This window comes from Zoogloea oryzae (assembly GCF_030161255.1).
GTDB classification, from domain to species: domain Bacteria; phylum Pseudomonadota; class Gammaproteobacteria; order Burkholderiales; family Rhodocyclaceae; genus Zoogloea; species Zoogloea oryzae.
This window is the reverse complement of the sequence record NZ_BSPX01000092.1, coordinates 1-14,772: the sequence shown is the minus strand read 5'-3', so window position 1 is coordinate 14,772 and position 14,772 is coordinate 1. Positions and strand designations below refer to the sequence as shown.

The 14,772-nt window shown below is 68.1% G+C and carries 13 protein-coding genes; 11 read left to right on the top strand and 2 right to left on the bottom strand.

Annotated elements, in window-relative coordinates; genetic code table 11:
• From QQK25_RS20295 to QQK25_RS20285, 3 genes are all read left to right on the top strand, one after another.
• On the top strand, positions 1-485 hold a 485-nt coding region (locus QQK25_RS20295), incomplete at its 5' end, for an FtsX-like permease family protein (protein ID WP_284189593.1).
• Entirely contained in the window at positions 485-859 is a 375-nt protein-coding gene (locus QQK25_RS20290; RefSeq protein WP_284189592.1) for a hypothetical protein, read from the top strand. The genes QQK25_RS20295 and QQK25_RS20290, both read left to right, overlap by 1 nt.
• Positions 856-1,950, top strand: coding sequence for a lipocalin-like domain-containing protein (locus QQK25_RS20285; RefSeq protein ID WP_284189591.1), 1,095 nt, complete (start codon positions 856-858; stop codon positions 1,948-1,950). The genes QQK25_RS20290 and QQK25_RS20285 overlap by 4 nt, the downstream gene beginning before the upstream one ends.
• Positions 1,951-1,963: 13 nt before the next feature.
• On the opposite strand, the gene QQK25_RS20280 is transcribed toward QQK25_RS20285, so the two are convergent.
• Together QQK25_RS20280 and QQK25_RS20275 are read right to left on the bottom strand one after the other, a co-directional pair.
• A complete protein-coding gene (locus QQK25_RS20280) occupies positions 1,964-3,217 on the bottom strand; it encodes a lipase family protein (RefSeq protein WP_284189590.1) in 1,254 nt (417 codons plus the stop codon).
• 21 nt (positions 3,218-3,238) lie between these two features.
• Positions 3,239-4,441: a phospholipase effector Tle1 domain-containing protein gene (locus QQK25_RS20275; RefSeq protein ID WP_284189589.1), complete on the bottom strand. Its 1,203-nt coding sequence runs from the start codon at positions 4,439-4,441 to the stop codon at positions 3,239-3,241.
• Positions 4,442-4,586: 145 nt separating this feature from the next.
• Between QQK25_RS20275 and clpB the strand changes: the two genes are divergently transcribed.
• The 8 genes from clpB (at position 4,587) to QQK25_RS20235 (ending at position 14,644) form a co-directional block, all read left to right on the top strand.
• Positions 4,587-7,166 (top strand): ATP-dependent chaperone ClpB, encoded by a 2,580-nt coding sequence (gene clpB / locus QQK25_RS20270; RefSeq protein WP_284189588.1) that lies wholly within the window; start codon positions 4,587-4,589, stop codon positions 7,164-7,166.
• 145 nt (positions 7,167-7,311) lie between these two features.
• A complete protein-coding gene (locus tag QQK25_RS20265) occupies positions 7,312-7,941 on the top strand; it encodes a hypothetical protein (RefSeq protein WP_284189587.1) in 630 nt (209 codons plus the stop codon).
• 130 nt (positions 7,942-8,071) lie between these two features.
• The gene (locus QQK25_RS20260; protein WP_284189586.1) at positions 8,072-8,554 is read left to right on the top strand and encodes an OmpA family protein; all 483 of its coding nucleotides are present in this window, start codon (positions 8,072-8,074) and stop codon (positions 8,552-8,554) included.
• Between the two features lie 96 nt (positions 8,555-8,650).
• Positions 8,651-10,063: an aminotransferase-like domain-containing protein gene (locus QQK25_RS20255; RefSeq protein WP_284189585.1), complete on the top strand. Its 1,413-nt coding sequence runs from the start codon at positions 8,651-8,653 to the stop codon at positions 10,061-10,063.
• A gap of 103 nt (positions 10,064-10,166) precedes the next feature.
• Entirely contained in the window at positions 10,167-11,537 is a 1,371-nt protein-coding gene (gene ccoG, locus QQK25_RS20250) for a cytochrome c oxidase accessory protein CcoG (RefSeq protein WP_284189584.1), read from the top strand.
• A gap of 9 nt (positions 11,538-11,546) precedes the next feature.
• Positions 11,547-13,202 (top strand): nitrite/sulfite reductase, encoded by a 1,656-nt coding sequence (locus QQK25_RS20245; protein ID WP_284189583.1) that lies wholly within the window; start codon positions 11,547-11,549, stop codon positions 13,200-13,202.
• Positions 13,186-13,620 carry a DUF934 domain-containing protein gene (locus QQK25_RS20240; protein ID WP_284189582.1) on the top strand — a complete coding sequence of 145 codons (435 nt, stop codon included), beginning with the start codon at positions 13,186-13,188 and terminating at the stop codon, positions 13,618-13,620. The genes QQK25_RS20245 and QQK25_RS20240 overlap by 17 nt, the downstream gene beginning before the upstream one ends.
• 136 nt (positions 13,621-13,756) lie before the next feature.
• Positions 13,757-14,644: a transglycosylase SLT domain-containing protein gene (locus tag QQK25_RS20235; protein ID WP_284189581.1), complete on the top strand. Its 888-nt coding sequence runs from the start codon at positions 13,757-13,759 to the stop codon at positions 14,642-14,644.
• Positions 14,645-14,772 lie beyond the last annotated feature (128 nt).

Here is a 14,772-nt window from a genome sequence, read left to right as displayed (position 1 = left end):
CCACCGCGCCGGCCGGGGTGCTGGAGGTGGCCCGGCCGGGCGAGATCCGCGCCATCAGCCTGCGCATCTTCGACCGCACGTTTGCGGTCACCTATCTGCTGGAGGCGGTGGCCGTGGCGATTGGTCTTGCCGGCGTGGCGGCGAGCTTTGCGGCGCTGGCAGCGGCCCGGCGGCGGGAGTTCGGGATGCTCCGCCATCTGGGCCTGACCCGCCGCCAGATCGGCTGGATGCTGGCCCAGGAGGGCGCGCTGGCGGCTGGCGTGGGCGTGCTCGCCGGGCTGGCCGTGGGCGGCGCCATCGGGTTGGTGCTGATCGAGGTGGTCAATCGCCAGAGCTTTCACTGGAGCATGGACCTGCACGTGCCGTGGCTGTCGCTGGCGGTGTTCGGCGCCGGGCTGGTGGCCCTGGGGGCGGGCGCGGCGGTGCTCGCCGGGCGGCAGGCGATGCGTCAGGACGCGGTGCTGGCGGTGCGGGAGGATTGGTGATGGGGCTGGCGCAGCGAAAAGCCGGGGCCATGCAGCGCAGCACTGCATGCGTGCACTTTTTAAGTGCAACACCCGAGTTCGGAACTTCAACGATGCTGAAAAAAGCATCGGCGCCGGAGTTCGGAGCTCGACCATTGCTGCTTTTTGCTGCAACGATGCACTTATCAAGTGCATTTGCCGAGCTTCGAGCTCCGGTATTGATGCTTTTTGCAGCAATGGTGGAGCTCGGAACTGCAACGGTGCAGTTCGGAACTGCAATCGCAGCGCGATGGGCTTTGGCGATGCAGGCGGGCGCCAGGCATCCACGCCCGGGAAGGGGCCGGTCTGTCCACCCCGCTGCAACAGGCCTGCCCGACGCTGGAGGCCTGGCATGAAGCACGGTGCAAACCCCCATGCGATGCGCCGTCGCCTGCTGCTGGCGCTGGCGACCCTGCCTGGTTGGGGGGCGGCGTGGGCGGCGGACTTTGCCCCGGTGCTCCCCGGCCGGCGGCTGGTGTTTCCGGCCGATCACGGCGCCCATCCGGATTTCCGCACCGAGTGGTGGTATGCCACCGGCTGGCTGGCGCTGCCGGATGGGCGTCCGCTGGGTTTTCAGGTGACCTTCTTCCGGGTGCGTACCGGCGTGGGGGAGGGCAGCCCCAGCGCCTTTGCGCCGCGTCAGCTGGTGATGGCCCACGCGGCAATCGCCGACCCGCAGCTGGGGCGCCTGCGCCATGACGAGCGCTCGGCCCGGGTGGGCTTCGGTCGCGCCGGCTTCGAGACGGAGCGTACGGCCGTGTGGTGCGGCGACTGGCGCTTTGCGCTGGATGATGGGCGCTACCGGGCGGAGGTGCGCGCGGCGGATTTCGCCTACGCGCTCGATCTGCTGCCCGACGGCCCGCCGCTGCTCAACGGCAAGGCCGGCTTCTCGGCCAAGGCGGCCGATCCGCGCCACGCCAGCTACTACTACAGCCGGCCCCAGCTGGCGGTGAGCGGCACGGTGACGCTGGATGGGCGCAGCCAGCCGGTGACGGGCAAGGCCTGGCTGGATCACGAGTGGTCCAGCGAGCTGATGCCGGAAGGCGCCCAGGGTTGGGACTGGCTGGGCGCCAATCTGGACGACGGCAGCGGGCTGATGGCCTTCCGGATGCGCGGGCAGGATGGCAGGCCGATGTGGTCCGCAGCCAGCTGGCGCATGGCGGACGGCACGGCGCGCATCCTCACGCCCGCCGATGTGCGCTTCGAACCCCTGCGTGACTGGCGCTCGCCCCGCACCGGCATCCGCTACCCCTTGGCCTGGCGGCTGACGGTGGCGGGCCGGGTGTTCGAACTGCAACCCCTCATCGACGACCAGGAACTCGACAGCCGCCGCTCCACCGGCGCGGTGTATTGGGAAGGCGCGGTGCGCCTGCTGGCCGATGGCCGCGAGGTGGGGCGGGGCTATCTGGAGATGACGGGGTATGGGGAGCGGATTCGGGTGGGGTAGCGGGGAGCGGGCATCACGGCGAACGGGCGGGCGCCGGGCCTTCGTAAGGCAGGCTGGACAGCGCCTTGAAGTTGAGCGAGGTGTAACGCAGGGCGGCGAGCCGGCAGGCCATCGGGCCGATCTCGTGCTGCTTGAAGATGTTGTTGCCGGATAGGTTGACCTCGTGGCACTGGAGGCGGGCGGTGACGCCGGGGGCCAGGGGATCGCCGTTCCGGCATTCGTTCATGTAATGCAGGATGTCGGCGTCTTCGAAGATCAGATGGGCGGACTCCACGCTTTTGAGGTTGTGGTCTCGCCGCGCATGATCGGTTGCGAAGAAGCCGCTCACCGGCGTCGGGTTGAAGCCGATGATCTTGTGGACGCCCGGATTGCGAAAGGCCGTGTAAAACGCCAGCCCCGCGCCGAGGGAGTGACCGACCAGAGTGATGCGGGGCTGGGGGGGGCGGCCTGGGTCGTGCTCCCGGAGCTCCTCCTCGCGGATCTGGACCTGCTCCAGCAGGCGCGGATAGGTGCGCGCCGCCTGGCTGTACTGGTCATGGAAGAGCGGCAGCAGGGCGGTCAGGAAGCGCAGGTTAGACCACCAGCCGCCGCTGCCCTGGGTGCCGCGGAACACGATGGCGTATTCGGTGCGGGGGGAGGTCTCGCCGGCGGCCTTGGCCACCCGGTAGTCCCGCGCCCACACCTCGATGAGCAGATCGGGCACGAAAAAGTGGTAGCCGAGGGCGCGGGGAATCCGGTCGAAATCGTAGAGCCTTTCCCAGCCGGGGATCAGCAGTGGAATGGCGACCTTTGCGTCGTTGGCCGGGTCGCAGTCGGTGTGGAAGTTGATGGCGCCGACTTTTTTGTCCCTGAACGCCCGGTCGCCAAAGCGGGCCAGGATGTCCTGCTTCCAGTCTTCGGTCTGGGGCTGGTCGAGGCCGTCGGGGGCGTCGCCCGGATCGGCAGGCAGATCCGCCAGCCCCCTGGCTTGCCGGCGCGCCTTGATCCAGTCCTTGCGGTCGAAGGCCCTGTAGGTGTCGGCAGCCATCAGCGCGTAATGGGCAAACCGCTCGGCCACCTCGAAGTGGTGGCGGCAGTTGTCGTTGCGGGCCTTGCCGTTCCAGGGATAGCAGTCTTCAGGTGTCATCCGGGCGACGCTGGCCCGGGCGGGGGCGGGCGGCGAGCTCATGTCGATCAGGTCGCCAGCCTGGGCCTGGGCGGACAGGATCAGGCCGGCGATCCACATCGGCAGCCGGGCTGCGCCGTTGCGGCGGAAGTGCTGGAACATGGTTGTGACCCTCGGCAGGCTTCAGCGCTTCCTGATATCCGCACAGCGTGAGGGGTAGGCCCGCGTCTCGACCTTGCCGTGCACCCGCAGGGGGACGGGCCCTGCGGCACTGCGCGCCGCCACGGCGGGGGATTGGATGTCTTCCGTAGGGCGCACCCGGTCTTCACATTTGCTGCCGGCGTTGGCGGGGGCGTCGCCAATGGACCAGTGAGCCAGGGCCTTGGGGGCGCCCGTCGGGGCCGGGCCGACATCGACGCCGTAGCTCGCCAGCCGGTTGATCATCCAGCCCAGGGAAATGTCGGGCAGCCCCGTTTCGCCTTCGTAGCCGCCGCCCACATCGGCATGGGCGCCGGGGAACCATTCCTGCTCCAGCTTGGTGAGTTCGGCGTTGTAGGCCGGGCACAGGAGCAGCGGATGGAAGCGGCTGCGCTTTTCGTCCAGCGACATCGCGTGGGCGATGTGGCGGACGGGCGGGTAGCTGCCGGTCTTGTAGCGGTCACCCTTCTTGCGGTTGGGTTTTTCCTTGCACACGCCATAGTCGACGAAGGCCGAGCCGGGCACGGTGTCCCACACGCCCAGTAGGGTGACCTCTGCGCCCTGCATCTGCAGCTTGAGGCGCCGGTCGATCCTGGCGGCCAGCGGCGGAGGAGCGCCGGGTTTCCAGTTCGTCCAGGCTGCGGCGTGATCGTCGTCGGCCTGGTCCTTGACGATCTCCTGGATCGCGTTGGCGTGTTTGAGTTGGCTGTCGCGGTCGCCTTCCTTCGGCGCTATTCCGGCGTAGGCAATCTGCCCGGCAAGGTTACGAGCCGCGTGGGCGCCCCGGCTGAAGCCGAAGATGAAGATGCGGTCACCGGCCTGGTACTGCTCGCCCAGAAAGGCGTAGCCGCAGCGCATCCGGCGCTCCATGCCGTGCCCCAGCACGTTGCCGAAGATCGGGTTGGTGGTAGAGCCGACGCCCGGAATATAGGCGGCGGCAAAGCCGTCCTTGCGATTGGCGAGCAGCAGTTCATGGAGTCGCCACACGTTGGTGCGGGAATCGGAAGCGTTACCTGTGCCGTCGAGAAAGACGAACAGATCCTGGGCCGACCGAGTGGCGGTGCTGCCGCTCGCCGGCCGCACCGTGATGTCCATCTCGCATTCGTAGGCTGCGGCGCCGAAGCTCTGGATGAGCAGCAGCGCGCCCGCAGACAGCACCGTCGCGATGCGCCTTTTCACGCTCTTCATGGTTTTCTCCCTGTTTGAGTAGTTCTTTTGCATGCCCAGGTTTTGGTATAGCAGGCGCATGGCATTCAGACAGAAATAAATGGTGCCATCTTGAAGTCCGACGGGTCTCCCTCATCTATGCCGAAGACAGAAATCCGGAGGCCCTATGCGCTACGACAAGTTCACCACCAAATTCCAGCAAGCCCTTTCCGATGCCCAGAGCCTCGCGGTGGGCAACGACCAGCAATTCATCGAGCCCCAGCACCTGCTGCTGGCGCTGCTCAACCAGGACGACGGCAGCACTGCTTCGCTCCTGCAGCGGGCCGGCGTGAATGGCGCGGCGCTCAAGACGGCGCTCGTCAAGGCGCTCGATCGTCTGCCCAAGGTGCAGGGCCACGGCGGCGAGGTGTCCGTCGGGCGTGACTTGGGCAACCTGCTCAACCTCACCGACAAGGCTGCCCAGCAGCGCGGCGATGAGTTCATCGCCAGCGAGATGTTCCTGCTGGCCCTGGCCGACGACAAGGGCGAGACCGGCCGCCTGCTGAAGGAACACGGCCTCACCAAGAAGGCGCTGGAGCAGGCCATCGACGCCGTGCGCGGCGGCCAGAACGTGGGCAGCGCCGACGCCGAGAGCCAGCGCGAGGCGCTGAAGAAATATTGCGTCGATCTGACCGACCGCGCCCGCCAGGGCAAGCTCGACCCGGTGATCGGCCGCGACGACGAGATCCGCCGGGCGATCCAGATCCTCCAGCGTCGCACCAAGAACAACCCGGTGCTGATCGGCGAGCCGGGCGTGGGCAAGACGGCCATCGTCGAAGGCCTCGCCCAGCGCATCATCAATGGCGAAGTGCCCGAGACGCTGAAGGGCAAGCGCGTGCTGGTGCTCGACATGGCGGGGCTGCTGGCCGGCGCCAAGTATCGCGGCGAGTTCGAGGAGCGCCTGAAGGCGGTGCTGAACGACATCGCCAAGGACGAAGGCCGGATCATCCTGTTCATCGACGAAATCCACACCATGGTGGGCGCCGGCAAGGCCGAAGGCGCCATCGACGCCGGCAACATGCTCAAGCCCGCGCTGGCCCGCGGCGAACTCCACTGCATCGGCGCCACCACCCTGGACGAGTACCGCAAGTACATCGAGAAGGACGCCGCACTGGAGCGCCGCTTCCAGAAGGTGCTGGTGGATGAGCCGTCGGTCGAATCGACCATCGCCATCCTCCGCGGCCTGCAGGAGAAGTACGAGCTCCACCACGGCGTGGACATCACCGACCCGGCCATCGTCGCCGCGGCCGAGCTGTCGCACCGTTACATCACCGACCGCTTCCTGCCCGACAAGGCCATCGACCTGATCGACGAGGCCGCCGCGCGTATCAAGATGGAGATCGACTCCAAGCCCGAGGTGATGGACAAGCTCGAACGCCGCCGCATCCAGCTGGAGATCGAGCAGCTGGCGGTGCAGAAGGAGAAGGACGAAGCCTCGCAAAAGCGCCTGGCGCTGATCGAGGAAGAGATCGCCCGGATCAAGAAGGAATACTCGGATCTGGAAGAAATCTGGAAGGCCGAGAAATCCGCGGTGCAGGGCTCGGCCCAGATCAAGGAAGAGATCGACCACCTGAAGGCCGACATCGCCCGCCTGCAGCGTGAAGGCAAGCTCGAGAAGGTGGCAGAGCTGCAGTACGGCAAGCTGCCCCAGCTCGAGGCGCAGCTCAAGAAGGCCGAAGCCGGCGGCGACGCCAGGCCGGCCAACAAGCTGCTGCGCACCCAGGTGGGCGCCGAGGAGATCGCCGAGGTGGTGAGCCGCGCCACCGGCATCCCGGTGTCGAAGATGATGCAGGGCGAGCGCGAGAAGCTGCTGCACATGGAAGACAAGCTGCACCAGCGCGTGGTGGGCCAGGACGAGGCCGTGCGCCTGGTGGCCGACGCCATCCGCCGCTCCCGCGCCGGCCTGTCGGACGAGAACCGGCCCTATGGCTCCTTCCTGTTCCTCGGCCCCACGGGCGTGGGCAAGACCGAGCTGTGCAAGGCGCTGGCCGAGTTCATGTTCGATGCCGAGGATCACCTCATCCGCATCGACATGAGCGAGTTCATGGAGAAGCATTCGGTGGCTCGCCTGATCGGCGCGCCTCCGGGCTATGTAGGCTACGAGGAGGGCGGTTACCTCACCGAGCAGGTGCGTCGCAAGCCGTACTCGGTGATCCTCTTCGACGAGGTGGAGAAGGCCCACCCGGACGTCTTCAACGTGCTCCTGCAGGTGCTCGACGACGGTCGCATGACCGACGGCCAGGGCCGCACGGTGGACTTCAAGAACACCGTGATCGTGATGACCAGCAACCTCGGCAGCCAGATGATCCAGCAGATGTCCGGCGATGATTATCAGGTCATCAAGCTTGCGGTGATGGCCGAGGTGAAGACCTACTTCCGGCCGGAGTTCATCAACCGGATCGACGAGGTGGTGGTCTTCCACGCGCTCGACGAGAAGCACATCGCGTCCATCGCGCGCATCCAGCTGGCTTATCTCGAGAAGCGCCTGGCGCGGCTCGACATGCACCTGGACGTGAGCGACGCGGCCTTGATGGAGCTCGCCAGCGCCGGCTTCGACCCGGTGTTCGGCGCCCGGCCGCTCAAGCGGGCGATCCAGGAGCACATCGAGAACCCGCTCGCCAAGCGCATCCTCGAAGGGCAGTTTGCCGCCAAGGACACCATCAAGGTGGATTGCGCCGACCGGAAGATCACTTTCGTGAAGGCATGACGATCGTTTGACCGTGTTTGCCCGGAAGGCCCGCAGCGATGCGGGCCTTCTGTTTTTGCGGGGCAGGGCAGTGAATGCCGATTGACTTTCAATAGCGCTGAAATTATATTCAGCATTATTCTGATCAACTAATCCCGGTCATCCCATGCCCGTCGTCGTCAAGCGCCTGATCGCGCTGCTGTTGTGTATTGCCCAGCTGGGTTGCGTCACCTCGGCCTGGATGGAAGACCAATATTCCAAGGACACCATCCGCAGCTTCACGGTCACCGGCGACGGCAGCGAGCTGGTCGTGCTGGGCGACAACTACCACTATTTCTTCCCGTCGTCGTCGGTGCTCCTGAAGCTACTGACCTGGGAAGGGCGGCCCTTGCTGGAGGCGAACCTCAGCCATACATTCTCTGCCGACGGGGACAAGGTCAAAGGGGCGCTCTACCTGTCGGCCAAGAGCGCCAGCCTCGACGCCGCGCAGCGGGCGTTCCTGCTTAAGGCGGGCTTCAGGGAGGTGGAGTCCCACCAGAAGATGTACGAACGCGTCGATCTGGAAGGCCGTCGCTTCAGCGCGGTGGGCGTGCAGGTGCCCGACGACGTTGCGTTCGCACGCCCCTACGAGGTGAGCATCCGGGAGGTGACGCCGCCGGGCAAATACGCCGCCAAGCTGCTGGCGACACCGGTCACGGTGGCGGCCGACGGTGCGCTGATCGTGGGCGGTTTCGCGGTGCTGCTCGTTTTCTGTACGGCGACGATGGTTGTGGACGGCTGCAGGGTGCGTAAATGAAATGACCATCCGCTTGACCCATTCAAGACACGCTATTTAACGTTTTCCGCTTCCGACGCGCGGGGCTTTGGCGGATAAGCCGATATACTTGCGCGATTGAATTGAACCCATTACTCGGAAAGGATTTTTCATGCAGGAAGACGACGACAACCAGAACCTCGTGCTCGGCATTCTCTTTGGCGTCATTGCGCTGGTCATCGGCCTGGTGATCGGTCTTGCCTCCTACGTCACCGGCCAGACCCGTGAAGCCGCACCGGCTGCCGTGGCCGCCGTCGAGGCCCCCGAGATCGCCGAAGTGGGCGAGCCCCTGATCAAGCTGTACTTCGATTCCGGCAAGGCCGAGCTGCCCGCCAACGCCGCCGAGGAAGTCGCCAAGGTCGTCGCCAAGCTGCACGAAGAACCCGCCAAGCTGGTGCTGATCTCCGGCTACCACGACGAAACCGGCGGTGCCGCCGTCAACGCCGAGGTCGCCAAGGCCCGCGCCCTGGCCGTCAAGGACGCCCTGATCGCCGCCGGCATCCCCGCCGACAAGGTGAACCTGCGCAAGCCGGCCATCACCCTGGGTGGTGGCGACGCTGCCGAAGCGCGCCGCGTGGAAGTGCGCGTGCAGTAATCGCCGCACTACGCAGCCAAAAGAAAGCCGGGTCCGCCCGGCTTTTTTCGTTCACGGCCGGGGCAGATCGATGCCGGGCTCGGCTACCATCCGCCCATGATCCGCTACCAGACCCTCGCCGAGCAGACCGGGCAACTCATCGAAAGCGGCGTGCTGCGCCCGGGAGAACGTCTGCCGTCGGTGCGCCAGGCCTGCCGCATCCACGACGTGAGCCCGGTCACCGTGACCCAGGCCTACGCGCTGCTGGAGAGCCGCGGGCTCGTCGAGGCGCGGCCGCGCTCCGGTTACTTTGTCTGCGCCCGCCGCGTCCAGCGCCTGCCCGAGCCGGCCATGAGCCGCCCGCAGCCGGACTTCACCGAGCTGCAGGTGAGCGACTTCATCTTCCAGATCCTCGACAGCGTGAAGGACCCGGCCGTGGTGCCGCTGGGTTCCAGCTTTCCGGCGCCCGAGCTGTTCCCCCTCGACCGGCTGGGCCGCTGCCTCGCCCACGCGGCCCGGCATCTCGATCCGCGGGCCACCATCACCGACCTGCCGCCCGGCAACGAGGAGCTGCGCCGCCAGCTGGCGCTGCGCTACCTCGGCCACGGCGCGCAGGTGTCGCCGCGGGAGATCGTCATCACCTCCGGCGCGATGGAAGGGCTCAACCTGTGCCTGCAGGCGGTGACGCGGCCGGGCGACCTGATCGCCGTCGAATCGCCCACCTTCTACGCTGGCCTGCAGGCGGCCGAGCGGCGCGGACTGCGGGTGGCGGAGATTCCGTCGCACCCGCGGGAGGGCGTCAGCATCGAGGCGCTGGCCGAGCTGCTGCGCCACCACCGGGTAAGCGCCTGCCTGTTCATGCTCAACTTTGCCAACCCTACCGGCGCGCGGATGCCCGACGCCCGCCGGCGCGAGCTGGTGGCGCTCCTCACCCGCCATCAGGTGCCGCTGATCGAGGACGACGTGTACGCCGAGCTGTACTTCGGCGACACCGCGCCCCTGTGCTCCAAGGCCGTGGACCCGGCCGGCATCGTGATGCACGTGTCGTCGTTTTCGAAGTGCCTCGCGCCGGGCTACCGGATCGGCTGGGTGGCGGCCGGGCGCTACGCTGATGCCGTCCTGCGCCAGAAGCTGGCGAGCAGCATCGCCACCACCGTGCCGGTGCAGATCGCCCTGGCGGATTACCTCAAGCAGGGCGGCTTCGACAAACACCTGCGCGGCCTGCGCCAGCGCCTCGCCGCCCAGGAGGCGGCGCTGGTGGCGGCGGTGGAGGCGCATTTCCCCGACGGCACGCGCCTCGCCCGGCCCGATGGCGGCTACTTCCTGTGGCTGGAGCTGCCGCCGCAGGTGGATGCACTGCGCCTGCACCAGGCCGCGCTGGCGGCGGGGATCAGCCTCGCGCCCGGGCCGATCTTCTCGGCCCTGCGGGAGTTCGGCCACTGCATCCGCCTCAACTTCGGCCACCCCGATCCGGCGCGCCAGCTGGCGGCGGTGGAAACCCTCGGCAAGCTGGTGGCGGCCCAGCTGTAGCGCATCTGTGCCTATTGTTTTTCTGATTTTCTGAATCTGTGCCTATCCGGCGGCGGGTGGTCTACTTCGCCCATCGGGGATTCGCCCCGTCCGGAGGCACACGATGCAAGGCAAGGCCCACACAGCGCGGGTGACGCTGTACCGCAACAAGGGAAAGATCCACGCCCGTTCCACCCGCGGACGTTTCAACAGCCTGCGCTGGGCCATGGTGTGGCTCACCCAGCTGGTGTTCTACGGCGCCTGCTGGCTCGGCTGGACCGACGACGGCGGCGCCACGCGGCAGGCGCTGCTCTTCGACATCGCCCACGAGAAGTTCTACCTCTTCGGCCTGGTGCTGTGGCCCCAGGACGCGCTGCTGCTGGCGATCGTGCTGATCCTCGCCGCCACCGGGCTGTTTCTCGTCACCGCGGTGGCGGGGCGGCTGTTCTGCGGCTTCGCGTGCCCGCAAACGGTTTACACCTCAATCTTCATGTGGATCGAGGAGAAGGTCGAAGGCGACCACCTCGCCCGACGCCGCCTCGACGACGCCCCGTGGTCGGCCCGCAAGCTCGCCCTGCGAAGCGCCAAGCACGGCCTGTGGCTGGCGCTGGCGGCGTGGACCGGGATCACCTTCGTCGGCTACTTCACGCCGATCCGCGAGCTGCTCCCGGCCGTCGCCGGCTGGCAGCTGGGGCCGTGGGAAGGCTTCTGGGTCGTCTTTTACGGGCTCTTCATGTACCTGCAGGCCGGCTTCGCCCGCGAGGCGGTGTGCCAGCACATGTGCCCGTACTCGCGCTTCCAGGGCGTGATGTTCGACCCGACCACCCGCTCCGTCGCCTACGACACCCCCCGCGGTGAACCGCGCCGCGCCAAGGGCGGCGCGGGGGCCGGCGACTGCGTGGATTGCGGCATCTGCGTGCAGGTGTGCCCCACCGGCATCGACATCCGCGACGGCCTGCAATACCAGTGCATCAACTGCGGCCTGTGCGCCGACGCCTGCGACACGGTTATGACGCGCATCGCCAAGCCCGCCGGGCTGATCCGCTTCGCCTCCGAGCTGGAGCTGGCCGGCAAGCCGACCTCCGCCCGGCCGCGGCTGGCGGTGTATGGCGGGCTGTTGGCGGTGTTCGTCGGGCTGGGCGCATGGACGCTGGCCGACCGTTCGCTGCTGCTTGTCGATGTACTGCGCGACCGGGGCAGCCTGGCGCGGGAAGCCGCCGACGGGCGCATCGAGAACGCCTACACCCTCAAGATCATGAACCTCGCCGAAGCGCCACGGGATTTCCGTGTGGCCGTGAGCGGCATAGCCGGCGCCGAGATCGTCGGCGCGGCGCGCTTTGCCGGCGTGCCCGGCGGCATCCGCACCGTGCAGCTCACGGTGGCCGTGCCGGCGGGCGAGGGCGGGGCGGCCGTACGCCCGATCGCCTTCGAGATCGCCGCCGAACAGGACGCCGCCACCCGCGTCGTCGAAAAGAGCACCTTCGTCCTCCCCTGAGCAAACCCCATGTACCACTACGACGAAACCGACCAGCAACTGGTGGATGACCGCGTCGCGCGCTTCCGCGACCAGATGAGCCGCTTTCTTGATGGCCGGCTGGGCGAGGACGAGTTCCGCCCGCTGCGCCTCCAGAACGGCCTCTACATCCAGCGTCACGCGCCCATGCTGCGGGTGGCGATCCCCTACGGCACGCTGGCCGCGCGGCAGCTGCGTCAGCTCGCCCACATCGCCCGCCGCCACGACAAGGGCTACGGCCACTTCACCACCCGCAGCAACATCCAGTTCAACTGGGTGCGGCTCGAAGACGCGCCGGAGATCCTCGCCGAGCTCGCCACCGTGCAGATGCACGCGATCCAGACCAGCGGCAACTGCATCCGCAACATCACCACCGACCCCTTCGCCGGCGTGGCCGCGGATGAACTCTTCGACCCGCGCCCGGCCTGCGAGATCGTCCGCCAGTGGTCGGCGCTGGCGCCGGAGTTCCAGTTTCTCCCGCGCAAGTTCAAGATCGCCTTCGCCGGTGGCGCCGAAGACCGCGCCGCGCTGCGCTTCCACGACATCGGCGCCGCCGCGCGCATCGGCGACGATGGCCAGCGGGGCTTCGAGATCTTCGTCGGCGGTGGCCTCGGGCGCACGCCGATGGTCGGCCACCGCCTCAAGGCCTTCCTGCCCCAGGCCGAGCTCCTCAACTACTTCGAGGCCATCCTGCGCGTGTACAACCGCCACGGCCGGCGCGACAACAAGTACAAGGCGCGCATCAAGATCCTGGTGAAGGACCTGACCCTCGAAGGCTTCGCCGCCGAAGTGGAGGACGAATGGGCGTGGAGCCGCGGCGGCCCCAACACCATCGACGCGGCGCACTTTGCCCGGATGGAAGCCTTCTTCGCCGGCCCGGCCGATGCGCCCGCGCCGTCCGCCGAGATGCCCGACCAGCCGCTCGCCTACAGCCGCTGGCTCGCCCGCAACGTCGCCGCCCATCGCCAGCCCGGCCGCGCCATCGTCACCCTGTCCCTCAAGGCGCCGGGCCACGCGCCGGGCGACGCCACCGCCGACCAGATGGACGGCATCGCCGATCTGGCCGAGCGCTACAGCCACGGCGAGATCCGCGTGAGCCACGAGCAGAACCTCGTGCTGCCCCACGTGGCGCGGGCCGACCTGCCGGCGGTGTGGGCCGCCGCCCGCGTGCTGGGCCTCGCCACGCCCACCATCGGCCTGTTGCCGGATGTGGTGTGCTGCCCCGGCGGCGACTTCTGCTCCCTCGCCAACGCCCGCTCGCTGCCGGTGGCTGCGGCGATCCAGCAGCGCTTCGACGATCTGGATTACCTCTTCGACCTGGGCCCGCTGGAGCTCAACCTGTCGGGCTGCGTCAATGCCTGCGGCCACCACCACATCGGCCACATCGGCATCCTCGGCGTCGATAAGAACAACCAGGAGTGGTTCCAGATCACCATCGGCGGGCGCGAAGGCACACAGGCAGCGCTGGGCAAGGTGATCGGCCCCAGCTTCGCCGCCGAGCAGGTGCCCGAGGTGATCGCCCGCCTGCTCGAAACCTACGTGGCCCGCCGGCTGGAGGACGAGCCCTTCATCGACGCGGTGGAGCGCCTCGGCCTCGACCCCTTCCGCCAGGCGGTTTATGGAGACAGCCATGTCCCACGTCATTAAGCACGGCCTGCTCGTCGCCGACGACTGGCGCCTCGTCCAAGCCGGCGAGCCGCCGGCCGACCCGGCGCGGGCGATCCTCCCCCTCGCCGACTGGCTCGCCCGCCCCGAACACCCGGCGGTGTGGCTCGCGCCGGACGACGACCCCGACGCGCTGCTCCCGCATCTGGTCCACCTCAGCCTCATCGCCATCCACTTCCCGGTCTTCACCGACGGCCGCGGCTACTCCCTGGCCCGGCTGCTGCGCCAGCGCCACGGCTACCGGGGTGAGCTGCGCGCGGTGGGCGACGTGCTGCGGGATCAGCTCTACTTTCTGCACGCCTGCGGCTTCGACGCCTTCAGCCTGCGTGCGGACCAGTCGCCGGCCGAAGCGGTGGCCGCGCTGGCCGACTACCGCTGGCAGCCCCTCGGGCAGCGCTGAAACCGCCGGATTTGTGAATTTCATCGCAACCGCCGGTCATTAGCGCGGCTTTCCGGGCGGCATGCCCAAGTTGGTCACGGCGGTGCAGCATTGCCGGCGGCATCATGCGCGCACCGTTTCAATCCACTGCCCGCCGATGTCCGCTGCCCGCCTTGCCCGCTTCGCCTTGTCCGCCCTGTTCAGTCTCGCCGCCTTCGGCGCGTCGGCGGCCGTGCAGGACGAGGCCCCCGAGTGGAGCGACGAGCCGCCGGCCCTCGCGCGGCTGCTCGAGAGCGGCTTCAAGGCCGAGAGCCTGCGCCAGCCCGGCGTGGCCGCCGCCCACTACTGCGCCGCCGCCCGCGACGGCAGCGTCGAGGGCCAGTACCGCCTCGGCCGGCTCTACCTGATGGGGCAGGGCGTTGCCCGCGACAACCAGATCGCCGCCACGCTGCTCTCCATCGCCGCCCAGCGCGGCCACGAGAAGGCCCGCAGCCTGGTGGTGCCGCTGCCCGGCGCCGAACGCCTGCCCGACTGCCTCGTCACCGGCGCGCCGCCGGCGGTGATGATGGCCGCCGTCGCCGCCGACGAAGTGGTGCCCCAGGAAGTGGTCGATCGCTTCGTGAAGGCCCTGCCCGCCGACAAGCGCCGCCACGCTCAACTGATCCAGAAGCTCGCCCCGCGCTTCAAGGTGGACCCGCGCCTCGCGCTGGCCATCGTGCGCACCGAATCCAACTTCGACGCCGCCGCCCGCTCGCCCAAGAACGCCCTGGGCCTGATGCAGCTCATCCCCGACACCGCCGAACGCTTCGGCGTGCGCGACGCGCTGGACCCGGAACAGAACATCCGCGGCGGCCTCGCCTACCTGCGCGTGCTGCTGTCCCAGTTCAAGGGCGACGTGGCCCTGGCCGCCGCCGCCTACAACGCCGGCGAAGGCAACGTGATGCGCTACAAGGGCGTGCCGCCGTTTGCCGAGACCCAGGAATACGTCCGCCGCATCCTCGCCTTCTACCGCGCCCCCCGCCACGCCGAAACCCTGCGCGGTTGATCGATATACACGGGGCGTTGGGCATCAACGCGGAGCCTGTCCGAATTTTTGTGTTTGAGGCATAACGTAGTCCCGGAAAGGAATGGTTATGCCAAGGAAGAAACAGAAACAGCCGCTGCCTGCGGTTG

Bases quoted from the DNA above. Each gene is read 5' to 3' on its own strand.
- QQK25_RS20290 (WP_284189592.1), top strand. From the start codon at position 485: ATGGGGCTGGCGCAGCGAAAAGCCGGGGCCATGCAGCGCAGCACTGCA.
- QQK25_RS20285 (WP_284189591.1), top strand. From the start codon at position 856: ATGAAGCACGGTGCAAACCCCCATGCGATGCGCCGTCGCCTGCTGCTG.
- QQK25_RS20280 (WP_284189590.1), bottom strand. From the start codon at position 3,217: ATGTTCCAGCACTTCCGCCGCAACGGCGCAGCCCGGCTGCCGATGTGG.
- QQK25_RS20275 (WP_284189589.1), bottom strand. From the start codon at position 4,441: ATGAAGAGCGTGAAAAGGCGCATCGCGACGGTGCTGTCTGCGGGCGCG.
- clpB (WP_284189588.1), top strand. From the start codon at position 4,587: ATGCGCTACGACAAGTTCACCACCAAATTCCAGCAAGCCCTTTCCGAT.
- QQK25_RS20265 (WP_284189587.1), top strand. From the start codon at position 7,312: ATGCCCGTCGTCGTCAAGCGCCTGATCGCGCTGCTGTTGTGTATTGCC.
- QQK25_RS20260 (WP_284189586.1), top strand. From the start codon at position 8,072: ATGCAGGAAGACGACGACAACCAGAACCTCGTGCTCGGCATTCTCTTT.
- QQK25_RS20255 (WP_284189585.1), top strand. From the start codon at position 8,651: ATGATCCGCTACCAGACCCTCGCCGAGCAGACCGGGCAACTCATCGAA.
- ccoG (WP_284189584.1), top strand. From the start codon at position 10,167: ATGCAAGGCAAGGCCCACACAGCGCGGGTGACGCTGTACCGCAACAAG.
- QQK25_RS20245 (WP_284189583.1), top strand. From the start codon at position 11,547: ATGTACCACTACGACGAAACCGACCAGCAACTGGTGGATGACCGCGTC.
- QQK25_RS20240 (WP_284189582.1), top strand. From the start codon at position 13,186: ATGTCCCACGTCATTAAGCACGGCCTGCTCGTCGCCGACGACTGGCGC.
- QQK25_RS20235 (WP_284189581.1), top strand. From the start codon at position 13,757: ATGTCCGCTGCCCGCCTTGCCCGCTTCGCCTTGTCCGCCCTGTTCAGT.